Origin of the sequence: Actinomadura madurae, assembly GCF_900115095.1 — a bacterium.
Classification (GTDB): Bacteria; Actinomycetota; Actinomycetes; order Streptosporangiales; family Streptosporangiaceae; genus Spirillospora; species Spirillospora madurae.
The window spans coordinates 15,450-30,550 of record NZ_FOVH01000003.1; the positions used below are offsets into that span (position 1 = coordinate 15,450).

Here is a 15,101-nt window from a genome sequence, read left to right on the forward strand (position 1 = left end):
GCATCGACGGGGCTCCCCCGGGTACGTTGCGTGCATGCGGCAGGTGATCGGCAAGGTCCAGCGGCAGAGCGAGTCTCTGTTCGGCAAGGGAAAGGACCTGCTGCGCAAGACGCGGGAGCGCCGCCCGTGGTTCGACCACCAGGTCCGCGCGCTGGAGCGGTACCAGGACCGCCGCGGCGACCGGCTCGCCGCCGCCCTCACGTGCTACGCGTTCCTGTCGTTCTTCCCGCTGCTGGCGCTGGCCTACGCGCTGCTCGGCTACCTCGTCGGGGTCAGCGACGAGGCCCGCGACTACTTCGTCCAAGCGATCAGCTCGCAGCTGCCGGGGCTCGCCGACCAGCTGGACGTCGAGCAGATCGCCCGGTCCAAGACCACCGTCGGGGTCGTCGGCCTGATAGCGCTGCTGATCACCGGGCAGGGGTGGGTGCAGGTGCTGCGCGAGTCCCTGCGCGACATCTGGGGCAACGAGCCGGGCGGCGGCGGCAACTTCTTCCTCAAACGGCTGTGGGACCTCGGCGTGCTGGGCTTCCTCGGCCTGATCCTCGTCTGCGGCATGGCGGTCACGACCGTCACGACGTCCGCCACCCACACCGTCCTCGACTGGTGGGGGCTGCAGGACGTCCCCGGCGCCGGCACCGGGCTGAGGCTGCTGTCGCTGACCTGCGCGATCTTCTTCGACACCGTGGTCTTCCTGGTGCTGTTCACCCGGCTCTCGGGGACGCGGGCGCCGTGGCGGCGGATCATCCGCGGCGCGGTGTTCGGCGCGGTCGGCTTCGAGGTCCTCAAGCAGATCGCGGCGCTGCTGCTCGGCCGGACGACCGGGAACCCCGTCTACGGCACGTTCGCCGTGCTGGTCGGGCTGATGGTGTGGATCAACGTGGCGTCCCGGTTCGCGCTGTTCGTCGCCGCCTGGACGGCGACCCGCCGCGTCGTCCTCACCGCCGACGCCGCCGACCCGGAGAACCGGACCGACCGTGCCGAGGCCGAGGCGCTTCAGGAGCAGAAGGCGTCTCAGGAGCAGAAGGCCTCTCAGGACCAGAAGGCGTCGTCGGCGTACTGATCCTCCGCCAGCGTCCGGATCTCGGTGATCTTCCCGTCCCGGATGCGGAACAGGTCGACCGCGCGGCCGTCCAGGACCCGTCCCGGCCGTTCGGCGTAGGTCTGCACGAGGGCCGCGCCGTACTCGTCATCGGCCATCACCGAGTAGGGCTCGGCACGGAACGTCCCGCCGGACAGCTCGAACAGCCGGACGTAGAAGCCGAGGACCTCCTCGGGCGTCCGGTACTCCCCGCAGATCGGCCCGCGCCCCGGGACGCGGTGGACGACGTCGTCGGCGAGCAGCCCGCGGATGAGCTCCATGTCGCCCTTGGCGAAGGCCGTGTAGCCGTCCTTCAGCAGCGTCACGTTCGGATGCTCAAGGGCGGACACGCCGGGCGCGGTGACGTACAAGTCGGACATGGCGCCGTTTCCTCCCGCGGCACCGGTCCGCCGTCTCGCGGCAGCGGCGAGGTCACCGGCGCCACCGCGAGCGTAAGCCCGCCGGGCCCGCCCCGGCCATACCCGGGGCGGGCGGTGAGGGAAGCTTTACCGGCCGGTTCCCTGGCGGGCCGCCTCCAGCCGGCGCCGCCGCCGCAGCACCACGAACAGCGCGGTGATCGCGAGCAGGGCGCCGACCGCGCCGCCGCCGACGAGCAGCCACCGGCGGGACGAGTCGTCCGAGGCGAGCGGGGCGTCCGGCAGGACGCCGGAGTCCCGCTCGCCGGTCTTCTCGGCCTGCTCCGGCGGCACCAGCGTGCCCACCGGCTGGACCTTGCCGCGGGCGGCGAAGCCCCAGTCGAGGAGCTTGGCGGCGTACGCCGACGGCGGCCGGTCCGCCCGCATCAGCGAGATCACGATCGTGTGGCCGCCGCGCCGCGCCTCCGCGACGAAGGTCTGCTGCGCGGCGATCGTGTAGCCGTTCTTGCCGCCGAGCATTCCCTGGTAGGCGTTCCGCTCGCCCGGCAGCATGCGGTTGTGCGTGTGGATCGGGTACCCGCCGACCTTCTTGCCCTTCTTGCGCTCCTTCTTGGTCGGCGGCGCGGGGAACTTGTGGTCGATGGCCTGCATGTAGGCGCGGTACTGCGGGTTCTTCATCCCCTCGCGCAGGATGAGCGCGAGGTCGTAGGCGGAGGTGTGCTGCGTCCGGACGCTGAGCCCGAGGTCCTTGTCCAGCCCGTTCGGCGACCCGGCGAGGGTGTCGTGGGCGTTGATCCGCTTGGCCTCGGCGTTCATGGCGGCGAGGGTCTGCTTCATCCCGCCGGCCGCCTCGGCCAGCGACACCGCCGCGTCGTTGGCCGACATCATCAGCAGCGCGTGGAACAGGTCGGAGACCTTGTAGCGCATCTTGGGCGTGAGCCCGACCTTGGTGCCCTCGACGTCGCACGCCTTCTGCGACGGCCGGACGAGCCGGTTCGGGTCCAGCTTGGGGACGAGCGCGAGCGCGGTGAGCGTCTTCAGCGTGCTCGCCGGCAGGTACTGCCCGTGCGGGTCCTTGGCGGCCAGGACCTGGCCGGTGTCGGCGTCCGCGATCAGGTACGAGGCCGCCTTGATCCGCGGCGGCGCGGGCACGCCCGGGGCCTTCCCGGCGACGATGCCGCGGGTGGCGAGCTGCGGCCCGCCGACCGGCTCGGGCGCGGTGGCCCGCGCGTGCGGTGCCGCCGCGGCGGGCGCGGCGGCGAAGGCCGGTGCGGCCGCGAGCGAGGCGGCGGCGATCGGTACCGTGAACACCGTCAGGGCGCGGCGGACGCCGGCCGGCCCTCGTCGCTGTGGTCGCAAGCTCCCGACGCTCCTCACTCCCACGGAAGCTCCATCGCTCCCGGCGCGCATGCGCCCAACGCCCATGACTCCCCCGAAGACTAGGCGACGTATCCGGCGAAGGGGTACCCGGACGCGAAGACGGCAAGCACGGGACAGAACGCGACCCAGGGTGCACAGGTGATCTCACGGTACGTAAGGGGCGCCCGCTCTTGGTCACGGCGAGTCATGGAAGGTATTTTGGGACGGGCTGACTAGTTCGATCTAGTGGTGCCATCGGCAAGATCGATGACCGAAAAGTAGGACCCCCACCCGCCCGCCGACCGTCCGCATGAGTCAATTGATCCGCAAAGGGCATGGACACCCGGCAGGGTGGCGGGCACGGACGCCATCATGGAGTGAACACGTGACCTGGACCGGCGTTTGTCCAGGCTTAGGGACCCGCTGGCTGAATAGCGCCACGTGCCACGCAACGACCTGCAAGGATTGTGGACGGAGGTTGGCCGTGGCCATTGACTTCACCGCATCGAACGGCGCGACGCTCGGCGTCGAGTGGGAGATCCAGCTCGTCGATGCGGAGACCAGGCACCTGCGGCAGGACGCACGCGAGGTGCTCGCCGCCCTGCCCGCGCTCAGCGAGGACGGCGACAACCCGCGCGTCCGCCACGAGCTGATGGAGTCGACGGTCGAGGTCGTGACCGGCATTTGCGACACCGTGGGCGCGGCCAAGGCCGACCTCTCCGGGACGCTGTCCACCCTCCGCGGCGCCGCCGCCGAGCGCGGTCTCGCGCTCGCCTGCACCGGCACCCACCCGATCAGCGACTGGCGGGACGCGGTGATGGCGCCGATGCGGCGCTACGCCCAGCTGATCGAGGAGATGCAGTGGCTGGCGCGGCGCATCCAGACGTTCGGCGTTCACGTCCACGTCGGCGTCTCCGACGGCGCCAAGGCGATCCCGATCGTCAACGCGCTCTCGTCCTACCTTCCGCACTTCCTCGCGCTCACCGCGTCCAGCCCGTTCTGGACCGGCAGCGACACCGGCCTCGCGTCCTGCCGGGCGGTGGTCTTCGGCCAGCTCCCGACGGCCGGGCCGCCCCACCTGCTAGACGACTGGGCGGCCTTCGAGGATTACATGGACACGCTGATGCGTTCGGGAACCATACGGAGCATCAAAGAGGTCTGGTGGGACATCCGCCCGCATCCCGACTTCGGCACGGTCGAGATCAGGATGTTCGACGGGATTCCCACCCTGCGAGAGGTGGGCATGGCGGCCGCGCTGTGCCAGAGTCTCGTCACGCTCTTCGAGCAGCAGCTCGACCGCGGCTACACCCTCCCGCGGCCGGCGGCCTGGGTGGTGCGCGACAACAAGTGGCGCGCCACCAGGTACGGGCTCGACGCCATCGTGATCACCGATGACGCCGGGAACACCGCGCCGCTCCGCGACGACCTGTACGAGCTGATCAGGGAGCTCGAACCGGTGGCCGACCGGCTCGGCTGCGCCGAGGAGCTGAAGGTCGCCGGGGAGGTACTGGAGCACGGCGCCCCGTACGAGCGGCAGCGCGCGATCCGCGCCGAGGGCGGGACGCTGGAGAACATCGTCGACGCGGCGATCACCGAGCTCGCGGAGGACAGGTTCGTCACACTGGGGGAGGTCGTACATGCCGGAGCCTGATGAGGAGCCGGAACGCACGGCCGACCCCGCGAACGCCGGTCCCGCGGACGCGGGCCCCGGCAACGCCGGTCCCGCCGGCCGCGGTCCGGCGGACAACGAGAAGGTTTCCGAGAACACGCGGATCACCGGGCGGACGCCGTTCGGCTCCGCCGTCGCGCAGGGGGCGCACATGACCCAACCGGGACCCGGGGTGATGCCCGGCCTTGAACCACCCACCGCCCCGGGGCCCGCGGGCCCCGAGGGCCGCGACCTGCCCGGCGAGGCCGGATCGCGGGCCGCAGTGACACCGGGCGCCCCGCCCCGGGACGCTCTCCCGCAGAACGCCCTCCCGCAGAGCACGGCGCCGCAGGGCGCGGTGTCGGAGGGCGCCGAGGAGGAGCAGGGCCGGCCCGCCGCCGCGGGCGTTCCGCGCATCCCCTCCGTGCTGGGCGGCGCCGTGCTGCAGCCGCAGCTCGACGCGTTCCTCGCCGAGCACGAGGACGAGCTGATCGCGTTCCGCCGCGACCTGCACATGCACCCCGAGCTGGGCTACGCCGAGCACCGCACGACCAAGAAGCTCGCCGACCGCCTCCGCGCGGCCGGCCTGGAGCCGGTGATCCTGCCGAAGGGCACCGGCCTGTTCTGCGACATCGGCCCCGCCGAGGGCACGACCGTGGCGCTGCGGGCCGACATCGACGCGCTCCCGCTGCAGGACGAGAAGGAGGGCGTGGAGTACCGGTCCACGGTCCCGGGCGTCGCGCACGCGTGCGGCCACGACGTCCACACCGCGATGGTGCTGGGCGCGGGCCTGTTCCTGGCGCAGCAGGCCGAGGCCGGGCTGCTGCCGGGCCGGGTCCGGCTGCTGTTCCAGCCCGCCGAGGAGACCCCGGGCGGCGCGCTGGACGTGATGGCCGCCGGCGGCATCGCGGGCGTCGACCGCGCGTTCGCGCTGCACTGCGACCCCCGCATCGAGGTCGGCCAGCTCGGGCTGCGCACCGGCCCGATCACCGCGGCCTGCGACAAGGTGTACGTGAAGGTCACCGGCCCCGGCGGGCACACCGCCCGGCCGCACCTGACCGCCGACCTCGTCTACGCCCTCGCCAAGATCGTCACCGAGCTGCCGTCCGCGCTGTCCCGGCGCGTCGACCCCCGCTCCAGCCTGTCGCTGGTGTGGGGGCGGGTCTCGGCCGGGTCCGTCGCCAACGCCATCCCGGACGACGGGATCGCCGAGGGCACCGTGCGCTGCCTGGACGACGAGGCGTGGCACCGGGCGCCGGAGATGATGAAGGCGCTGCTGCAGTCGGTCGCCGCCGCCTACGACGTCGAGGCGTCGCTGGAGTACGTCCGGGGCGTCCCGCCGACCGTGAACGAGGCGGCCAGCGTGCAGATGTTCCGGGACGCCGCCGCGCAGGTGATGGACGAGGACGGCGTCGTCCCGACCCCGCAGAGCCTCGGCGGCGAGGACTTCGGCTGGTACCTGGAGTCGATCCCCGGGGCGCTGGCCCGGCTCGGCGTCCGCACCCCCGGTTCCCCCGGCGAGTACGACCTGCACCGCGGCGACTTCGACGTGGACGAGCGATGCGTCGCCGTGGGCGTCCGGGTGCTGAGCGCCACCGCGCTGACCGCGCTGTGGGAGGGCGGCCGTCCCGGCGACGCCGAGCCGATCGAGGGCGCCGCGCTCGCCTGACCCCCCGTCCCCGCGCCTCCTGCCTGGTCCCGGCTTGATCACACCCCATCGATCACCGGGAGTAGCGGCCCGGTGCGGCTCCCCGCCCCCTCGGTTACCCTCTGGTCTGGCGGTCCGGCACCCCGGACCGCGCGCCCGACCGGCGCGCTGACCTGTGGCGATATGCGTACGCATTGGTAACGGACCTGTTGCGAATCCGTGCAGGCGGGAAGTTTGCCCGCATTCGCGAGGTAGCGTCCGATCGATTTCGGTGACCGGACCGGTCGCCGGACCGTGGGTGGGGAACGGAAGGAGCGCTACCTTGCGCCGTGGACTGAAGATAACGCTCGTCACCGTGACGGGTGCGGCGCTGACGTTCAGCGCATCCGCGTGCGGAGGCAAGAAGGCGGACACCGGTGGTGGCGGCGAGGGCGACAAGAAGACCCTCAAGATCGGCCTGGCCTTCGACATCGGCGGCCGCGGTGACCAGTCCTTCAACGACTCGGCCGCCGCGGGCCTCGACAAGGCCAAGAAGGACCTGAACGTCCAGACCGAGGAGATCTCGGCCAAGCCCGACGAGCCGGACTCCGACAAGGAGTCCCGCCTGCGGCTGCTGGCGAACAAGGGCTACAACGTGGTGATCGGCGTCGGCTTCGCCTACACCGCCTCGATCAACAAGGTCGCCAAGGACTTCCCGGACACCAAGTTCCTGGTCGTGGACGCCGACCAGTGCAAGGTCGAGGGCGCGAACGTCAGCGGCGCCTGCTTCTCCGAGGAGCAGGGGTCCTACCTTGTCGGCGCCGCCGCGGCGCTGAAGTCCAAGACCGGCACGATCGGGTTCATCGGCGGCGTCAACGTGCCGCTGATCAACAAGTTCTTCGCCGGGTACCAGGCCGGCGCGAAGAAGGCCAAGCCGGGGATCAAGGTGCTGCCGGCCAAGTACCTGACGCAGCCGCCGAACTTCAACGGCTTCAAGGACGCCGGCCTCGGCAACGAGGCCGCGAAGGGCCAGCTCGACCAGAACGCCGACGTGATCTACCACGCGGCGGGCGGCGCGGGCATCGGCGTCATCAAGACCGTCGGCGCGGCCAAGAAGTGGGCGATCGGGGTCGACTCCGACCAGTACAACCAGCCCGCGGTCGCCGGCGTGAAGGACTACATCCTGACCTCCATGGAGAAGCACGTGGACGTCGCGGTGTACGACTTCGTCGAGAGCGTCGCCAACGGTTCCTTCAAGGGCGGCACCAAGCAGTACAACCTGAGCAACGACGGCATCGGCTACGCCACGTCCGGCGGCCACGTGGACGACATCAAGGCCAAGCTGGACGAGTTGAAGGCCGACATCGTCAGCGGCAAGATCACGGTCCCGACCAAGGCCTGACGCCGCGGCCGGGGCGCGGGAGTCCTCCCGCGCGGTGACGTGACGGGCCGGTTTCGCCCGGCCGTAATCGCGCACCGGGCGTCACCCTCGCGGGTGGCGCCCGGTGCGACGGTACGTCCCGGCCGTTTCACAGCAGGCCCGTTCCACGGCACGTCCGGACGGCGGACGCGTCCGCAGACAGCACGTTCGAGGCAGGAGGAGGGGCACTCGTGCCTGACCAGGTGCCGGCCGTGCGGCTGACATCGATCACCAAGCGGTTCCCCGGAGTGGTGGCCAACCGCGACATCAACCTCACCATCGAGCGCGGCGAGGTGCACGCGCTCTGCGGGGAGAACGGCGCCGGCAAGTCCACGCTGATGAAGATCCTCTACGGGATGCAGAAGCCGGACGAGGGCACCATCGAGGTCGGCGGCGAGCAGGTCCACTTCCGGACCCCGGCGGACGCGATCGGCCGCGGCATCGGCATGGTGCACCAGCACTTCAAGCTGGCCGACAACCTGACCGTGCTGGAGAACGTGGTCCTCGGCGCCGAGCCCCGCGTCCGCGGCCGCGTCCTGGACCTCCTGAACTGGACGATCCAGATCATCTGGCGGATCCTGCCGCTGCGCGGCGAGGCGCCCCGCGTCGGCCCCATCGACTTCGCCGCCGCCCGCGCCGAGATCACCCGGATGTCGGAGGCCTACGGGCTGCGCGTCGACCCCGACGTGCTGGTCGAGACGCTCGGCGTCGGCGACCGGCAGCGCGTGGAGATCCTCAAGGTGCTGTACCGGGGCGCCCGCGTGCTGATCCTGGACGAGCCGACCGCGGTCCTCGTCCCGCAGGAGGTCGACGAGCTGTTCGGCAACCTGCGGGAGCTGCGCGCCGAGGGCCTCACCGTCCTGTTCATCTCGCACAAGCTGGACGAGGTGCTGACCGTCGCCGACACCATCTCGGTGATCCGGCGCGGCACGACGGTCGCGACGCGGCTCGACCCGCGGGAGGTCACGTCCCGGCGGCTGGCCGAGCTGATGGTCGGGTCGGAGCTGCCCACCCCCGAGCTGCGCGAGTCGACCGTCACCGAGGACGTCCAGCTGGACGTCGCCGGGCTGACCGTGCTCACCCCCGAGGGCCGTCCCGTGGTGGACGACGTGTCGCTGCGCATCCGCCGCGGCGAGATCGTCGGGCTGGCCGGGGTCGAGGGCAACGGGCAGACCGAGCTCATCGAGGCGATCATGGGCATCCGCCACGCGGACGCCGGGACGATCCGGTACGGAAGCGACGACATCACGTCGTGGCCGACGCGGCGGCGCCGGGAGGGCGGCATCGCCTACATCCCGGAGGACCGGCACCGGCACGGGCTCGTCCTGGAGGGGACGCTCTGGGAGAACCGCATGCTGGGCCACCAGACCCAGCGGCCCAACGTCCGCGGCCCGTGGGTCGACCGGCGCGGCGCCCGCCGCGACACCACCCGGATCGTCCAGGCCTACGACGTGCGGACGCCCGGGATCGACGTGCCCGCCGCCGCGCTGTCGGGCGGCAACCAGCAGAAGCTGATCGTCGGGCGGGAGATGTCCGGCGACCCGCACCTGCTCATCGCCGCGCACCCGACGCGCGGCATCGACGTCGGTGCCCAGGCCGCCATCTGGGAGTACCTGCGGCAGGCCCGCGCGGACGGGCTGGCCGTGCTGCTGATCAGCGCCGATCTTGAGGAACTCATCGGTATGTCCGACACCCTGCACGTGATCCTGCGGGGGCGGCTGGTCGCGGAGGTCGATCCGCGGACCGTCACCCCCGAGGAGCTCGGCTCCGCCATGACCGGCGCCGGAGCACCCTCATGAGCGACGACCCGAAGGACACGCCGCCGCCCGGCGACGACGAGCCCACGGACAAGCCCGCCGACAAGCCGACGGACGAGCCCGCCGCCGGGTCGTCCGGCGGCGACGGCGGCGGGGTCGACATGGCGAAGGCGGGGCCGTCGGCGGGCGCCCCGGAGCCCGTGCCGTCCTGGAAGGCGATGCTGCGCGGGCTCGGCCCGCAGGGGCTCGGCCTGAAGGTCGGCGCGCCGGTGCTGGCGCTGCTCATCTCCCTCGGCATCACGATGATCCTGCTGCGGATCACCGGCGCGGACCCGGTCAGCTCGATCCAGAGCATGGTCGAGTACGGCACCACCGAGAACTCGATCGTCGACATCCTCAACCGCGCCACCCGCTACTACCTGTCGGCGGTCGCGGTGGCGATCGGCTTCCGGATGGCGCTGCTGAACATCGGCGTGGACGGCCAGTACCGGCTCGCCGCGTTCCTCGCCGCCGCGCTCGGCGGGGCGCTGGCGCTGCCTGCCCCGTTCGGCCAGCTGCTGGTGATCGTCGCGGCGATGGTGGTCGGCGGGCTGTGGGCCGCGATCGCGGGCGTGCTGAAGGTCACCCGCGGGGTCAGCGAGGTGCTGTCCACGATCATGCTGAACGCGATCGCGACCGGGCTGATCGCCTACCTGCTGAACGACAAGCGGCTCGCGGACGTCCGCCCGGGGAGCAACAACGTCGCGACGCCGCAGATCCCCGAGTCGGGACGCGTCGGGGGCCTCAACGGCTTCCTGGCCTCGATCGGGATCGACCTGCCCGGGGACGTGTACGGCCTGCTGCCGCTCGCGATCCTCGTCGGCATCGTGTTCTGGGTCGTCATCAACCACACCCGGTTCGGGTTCGACCTGAAGGTGTCGGGGCTGTCGGCCTCGGCCGCGCAGGCCAGCGGCGTCAACGCCCGCCGCATGATCGTCTACACGATGGTGGCGTCCGGCGTGGTGGCCGGGCTGATCGGCATGCCGGAGTTGCTCGGCGCGTCCTACGAGTACTCGCTGAACTTCCCGGCCGGGCTCGGCTTCACCGGCATCACGGTCGCGCTGCTCGGCCGCAACCATCCGGCCGGCATCGCGCTCGCGGCGCTGCTGTTCGCGTTCCTCGACCAGACCTCCGACGTGCTCCAGGAGGTGGACGTGCCGAAGGAGATCGTCGGCGTGATGCAGGGCGTGGTCGTGCTGACCGTCGTCATCGTGTACGAGCTGGTCCGGCGCTGGGAGATCCGGCTGCAGCAGCGGGCCGTCGCCGCCGAGCTGGCGACCGGCCACGACCTGGCCCGCGAGGCCGCTGGGAGTGCCTCTTGACCTCCTCTCCTGCCTATAGGCGGGGGAGCCCACGGGTCGCCCCGTGGGTTTCCTGCTTCGTCGCCGACTGCCCCGTCCGGGAGGGCTCCCGTTGAGGTCTTACAACGGCTCCACAGGCCGACACCGCCAGCCCGGCGGCCAGAATGTTGCGCGCGGCGTTGACGTCCCGGTCATGCCGGGCGCCGCAGCTGCATTTCCACTCCCTGGTGTTGAGGGGCAGCTTCTCGGTGGTGGCACCGCACAGCGAGCACGTCTTGGAGGAGGGGAACCACCGGTCGATCACGACGAGTTCACGGCCGTACCAGTCGGCCTTGTACTCCAGCATCGTCCGCAACTGGCGCCACGCCGCATCCGAGATCGCGCGGGCCAGCGAGTGGTTTTGTGCCATGTTGCGGACGTTCAGGTCCTCGATCACGACCGTTTGGTTCTCGCGGACGAGTCGAGTCGACAGTTTGTGCAGGAAGTCCCTCCTGCGGTCGGTGATCCGCGCGTGGATCCGGGCGACCTTCCGCTTGGCCTTGTCCCGGTTCGCCGACCCCTTCGCCTTGCGTGCCAGCTCCCTATGGGCTTTGGCGAGGTGTTCCCGGTCGCGGCGTTCATGCCGGGGGTTGGTCACCTTCTCGCCACTGGACAGAGTCACCAGCGAAGTGACCCCCGCGTCGACCCCCACTGCCTGGTCCACGGGGTCAAGTCGCCGGATGGTGTCGTTGCAGAGGATCGACACGAACCATCGCCCGGCCGCGTCCCTGGACACTGTCACCGTGGATGGCTCCGCCCCCTCCGGAAGGGGACGCGACCACACGATGTCCAGCGGTCCGGGCATCTTCGCCAGCGTCAGCTCACCGTCCCGCCAGCGGAACGCCGACTGGGTGTACTCCGCGCTGTGCCGGGACTTCTTGCGCGACTTGAAACGCGGATACTTCGCGCGCTTATCGAAGAACGCGGCGAACGCGGCCTGCAAGTGCCGCAGTGCCTGCTGCAGCGGCACCGACGACACCTCACCCAGGAACCCCAGCTCCTGGGTCTTCTTCCATTCCGTCAGCCACGCCGAGGTGTCAACGTAGGAGGCGCGGCGCCGCTCGGTGTACCAGGCATGGGTGCGTTGCGCCAGCGCCCGGTTGTAGACGAGGCGGACACAGCCGAACGTGCGCGACAGCTCCGCTGCCTGCTCATCGGTGGGTTGGAAACGGTACTTGAACGCCCGCTTCACCTGCCTCGCCATGGCTCACATTTTATTGCAAGATCAATTAAGTATCGCTCCTTTGTCGTGGACGGCGGTTCGCCGTGCAGCGAAGCGCCTGCCCCTGTCGTGCTCCGCAGGGGTTCCATTCCTCTCCCGCCTAAAGGCGGGGGTCTCCTCGGAGGTATGTGATGAGCGCCGCGACCGAGACCGTGCAGGTCAAGAAGGCCGCGAACGGCAAGCGCCGGCTGCGCTGGCCGCACTACCTGCTGATCTCCTCCGGGCTGCTGGTGCTGCTGTCGCTGGTCCGGGTGATCGACGACGCCGACCCGGTGACGTCCAGCGGGACGGTCAGCGCCGCGCTCCGCCTCGCCGTGCCGATCTTCCTCGCCGGGCTCGGCGGGCTGTGGTCGGAGCGGTCTGGCGTGATCAACATCGGCCTTGAGGGCATGATGATCCTCGGGACGTGGACGGGCGCGTGGGCCGGCTACCAATGGGGGCCGTGGATCGGCGTCCTCGCCGGGATCATCGGCGGCGCGCTCGGCGGCCTGCTGCACGCGATCGCGACCGTGTCGTTCGGCGTCGACCACATCGTGTCCGGCGTCGCGATCAACATCCTCGGGCTCGGCCTCACCCAGTTCCTCGCCGGGCTGATCTTCGACAAGGGGGAGGCGAAGGCGCTCGGCGGCGGGCCCCGGCAGTCGCCGCCGGTCGACTCGATCCAGACGCTGACGCTGCCGGTGCTGTCCGGCGGCAGGATCGGCGGCTGGCAGAGCCCCGACTGGCTCGGCTCGCTGGAGGACCGGCACTGGTTCCTGCTGTCGGACCTCGCGGGCATCCTGCGCGGCCTGACCAGCGACATGTCGCTGCTGACGCTGGTGTCGCTGCTGCTCGTCCCGCTGACGTTCCTGGTGCTGTGGCGGACGCCGTTCGGGCTCCGGGTCCGGTCGTGCGGCGAGGACCCGTACGCCGCCGAGTCGCTCGGCGTGCAGGTGTACCGGATGAAGTACGCGGCCGTGATGATCTCGGGCGGGTTCGCCGGCCTGGGCGGCGCGTTCCTGGTCACCGTGGCGGCCCCGTTCTACCAGGACGGCCAGACCAACGGGCGCGGGTTCATCGGCCTCGCCGCCATGATCTTCGGCAACTGGCGCCCCGGCGGGCTCACCGCGGGCTCGCTGCTGTTCGGCTACACCGACGCGATGAACGTGCGCGGCGGCGGGCAGGCCGTCCACGCGCTGCTGCTGTTCGTGGCGATCCTGCTGATCGGCGTCGCGGTATGGCAGGCGCTCCGGGCGGGCCGGCTGCGCCCGCAGGCGGCGACGGACGTGGCGCAGCGCCGCGACATGCGCAACGCCTACATCGGCTCCGCGCTGTCGCTGGTCGCCGCGGTCGCGCTGCTCGCCTGGTTCCTGCTGAGCGACATCGTCCCGGGCGAGCTGGTCTCGTTCACGCCGCACCTGACGACGCTGCTCGTCCTGGCCCTGGCCAGCCAGCGGCTCCGCATGCCCGCCGCCAACGGGTTCCGGTACCGCCGCGGTGAGGCACGTTGACCGGGGGGTCTGGGGGGTCGTCCCCCCAGAAAGGTGAGGCACGATAACCCGTATGAGTGTCGACTGGCCCGTCCTGCGCGATGCCGCGCGGGAGGCGATGACGCGTGCGTACTGCCCGTACTCCGGTTTCCCGGTCGGCGCCGCCGCCCTGGTGGACGACGGCCGGGTCATCACCGGCTGCAACATCGAGAACGCCTCGTACGGGGTCGGCCTGTGCGCGGAGTGCTCGCTCGTGTCGGCGCTGCACGGCCCGGGGAAGGCGGACCGGCCCCGGTTGGTCGCCGTGGCGGTCGTCGACCGGCACGGCGACCCGCTGATGCCGTGCGGGCGCTGCCGTCAGCTGCTGTGGGAGCACGGCGGCGCCGCGATGCTGCTGGAGACGACCCGCGGCATCCTGCCCATGTCGGACGTCCTGCCGGACGCGTTCGGCCCCGACGACCTTGTTGAGCGAGCCTGAGAGGACGGCCGTGGACGCCATCGATGTCATCCGCGCCAAGCGGGACGGCGGGACGCTGACCCCCGAGCAGATCGACTGGGCGGTCGACGCCTACACGCGGGGCGCGATCGCCGAGGAGCAGATGTCGGCGCTGGCGATGGCGATCCTGCTGAACGGGATGTCCCGGCCCGAGGTGGCCCGCTGGACCGAGGCGATGATCCGGTCCGGGGAGCGGATGGACTGGTCCGCGCTGGACCGGCCGACCACCGACAAGCACTCCACCGGCGGCGTCGGCGACAAGATCACCCTGCCGCTGGCGCCGGTGGTGGCGGCGTGCGGGGCGGCCGTCCCGCAGCTGTCGGGGCGCGGCCTCGGCCACACCGGAGGGACGCTCGACAAGCTGGAGTCGATCCCGGGGTGGCGGGCGTCGCTGTCGAACGCCGAGATGCTGGACGTGCTGCGCTCGGCGGGCGCGGTGGTCTGCGCGGCGGGGAGCGGGCTCGCGCCCGCCGACCGCAAGCTCTACGCGCTCCGGGACGTGACCGGGACGGTCGAGTCGATCCCGCTGATCGCGTCCTCGATCATGTCCAAGAAGATCGCCGAGGGCACGGGCGCGCTGGTGCTGGACGTGAAGGTCGGCTCGGGCGCGTTCATGAAGACGGCCGCGGACGCCCGCGAGCTGGCCGAGACGATGGTCGCGATCGGCACCGACCACGGCCTGCGCACGGTGGCGCTGCTCACCGCGATGGACCGTCCGCTTGGCAACGCCGTCGGCAACGCGGTCGAGGTCGCCGAGTCCGTCGAGGTGCTCGCCGGGGGAGGGCCGTCCGACGTGGTCGAGCTGACCCTGACACTGGCGCGGGAGATGCTGGAGGCCGCCGGGCTCTCGGGCAAGGACCCGGCCGACGCGCTGCGGGACGGCTCGGCCATGGACGTCTGGCGGCGCATGATCACCGCGCAGGGCGGGGACCCGGACGCGCCGCTGCCGTCCGCCCGCGAGACCCACGTGGTCAACGCCCCGTCCTCCGGGGTGCTCACGCGGCTGGACGCCTACGGGGTCGGGGTCGCGGCGTGGCGCCTCGGCGCCGGCCGGGCCCGCAAGGAGGACCCGGTGTCGTTCGGCGCGGGCGTCGTCTGCCACGCCAAGCCGGGCGACGCGGTCAAGGAGGGGCGGCCGCTGCTGACCCTGCACACCGACGACGAGACCAGAATCAGCCGCGCCCTGGAATCCCTGGAGGGCGCCTACGAGATCGCCGAGGTGGGGGAGCCGTCCCTGCACCCCCTGGTCATCGACCGGGTCTCCTGACG

Annotated in this window: 12 protein-coding genes; 9 read left to right on the top strand and 3 right to left on the bottom strand. The window is 71.5% G+C overall.

What is annotated here, in order from left to right:
* The first annotated feature begins 34 nt into the window (after positions 1-34).
* Complete coding sequence (locus tag BM339_RS09655) at positions 35-1,060, top strand: YihY/virulence factor BrkB family protein (protein WP_021598683.1); 1,026 nt, start codon at positions 35-37, stop codon at positions 1,058-1,060.
* Here BM339_RS09655 and BM339_RS09660 read toward each other — a convergent pair.
* Positions 1,030-1,458, bottom strand: coding sequence for a nuclear transport factor 2 family protein (locus BM339_RS09660; protein WP_021598684.1), 429 nt, complete (start codon positions 1,456-1,458; stop codon positions 1,030-1,032). The genes BM339_RS09655 and BM339_RS09660 overlap by 31 nt on opposite strands.
* 126 nt (positions 1,459-1,584) lie before the next feature.
* Entirely contained in the window at positions 1,585-2,814 is a 1,230-nt protein-coding gene (locus tag BM339_RS09665; RefSeq protein WP_235206527.1) for a D-alanyl-D-alanine carboxypeptidase family protein, read from the bottom strand.
* Between the two features lie 484 nt (positions 2,815-3,298).
* On the opposite strand from BM339_RS09665, the gene BM339_RS09670 reads away from it, so the two are divergent.
* From BM339_RS09670 to BM339_RS09690, 5 genes are all read left to right on the top strand, one after another.
* Positions 3,299-4,465 (top strand): glutamate--cysteine ligase, encoded by a 1,167-nt coding sequence (locus BM339_RS09670; protein WP_021598473.1) that lies wholly within the window; start codon positions 3,299-3,301, stop codon positions 4,463-4,465.
* A gap of 424 nt (positions 4,466-4,889) precedes the next feature.
* Positions 4,890-6,131 (top strand): amidohydrolase, encoded by a 1,242-nt coding sequence (locus BM339_RS09675; RefSeq protein ID WP_024936145.1) that lies wholly within the window; start codon positions 4,890-4,892, stop codon positions 6,129-6,131.
* 301 nt (positions 6,132-6,432) lie between these two features.
* Entirely contained in the window at positions 6,433-7,491 is a 1,059-nt protein-coding gene (locus BM339_RS09680; protein WP_075020645.1) for a BMP family lipoprotein, read from the top strand.
* A gap of 209 nt (positions 7,492-7,700) precedes the next feature.
* The gene (locus BM339_RS09685) at positions 7,701-9,308 is read left to right on the top strand and encodes an ABC transporter ATP-binding protein (protein WP_021598476.1); all 1,608 of its coding nucleotides are present in this window, start codon (positions 7,701-7,703) and stop codon (positions 9,306-9,308) included.
* Positions 9,305-10,627, top strand: a complete 1,323-nt coding sequence (locus BM339_RS09690) for an ABC transporter permease (protein ID WP_256255283.1) — start codon at positions 9,305-9,307, stop codon at positions 10,625-10,627. Before BM339_RS09685 ends, BM339_RS09690 begins: the two co-directional genes overlap by 4 nt.
* Positions 10,628-10,640: 13 nt before the next feature.
* Here BM339_RS09690 and BM339_RS09695 read toward each other — a convergent pair whose 3' ends face one another.
* Complete coding sequence (locus BM339_RS09695; RefSeq protein WP_075020646.1) at positions 10,641-11,849, bottom strand: RNA-guided endonuclease InsQ/TnpB family protein; 1,209 nt, start codon at positions 11,847-11,849, stop codon at positions 10,641-10,643.
* Positions 11,850-11,998: 149 nt separating this feature from the next.
* On the opposite strand from BM339_RS09695, the gene BM339_RS09700 reads away from it, so the two are divergent.
* The 3 genes from BM339_RS09700 to BM339_RS09710 are packed head-to-tail and all read left to right on the top strand — an operon-like array spanning position 11,999 to position 15,099.
* Complete coding sequence (locus tag BM339_RS09700; RefSeq protein WP_075020647.1) at positions 11,999-13,357, top strand: ABC transporter permease; 1,359 nt, start codon at positions 11,999-12,001, stop codon at positions 13,355-13,357.
* Between the two features lie 52 nt (positions 13,358-13,409).
* A complete protein-coding gene (locus tag BM339_RS09705) occupies positions 13,410-13,814 on the top strand; it encodes a cytidine deaminase (protein ID WP_021595207.1) in 405 nt (134 codons plus the stop codon).
* Positions 13,815-13,824: 10 nt separating this feature from the next.
* On the top strand, positions 13,825-15,099 hold the full coding sequence (locus tag BM339_RS09710) for a thymidine phosphorylase (protein WP_021595208.1): 1,275 nt from the start codon (positions 13,825-13,827) through the stop codon (positions 15,097-15,099).
* The last annotated feature ends 2 nt before the right edge of the window (positions 15,100-15,101 follow it).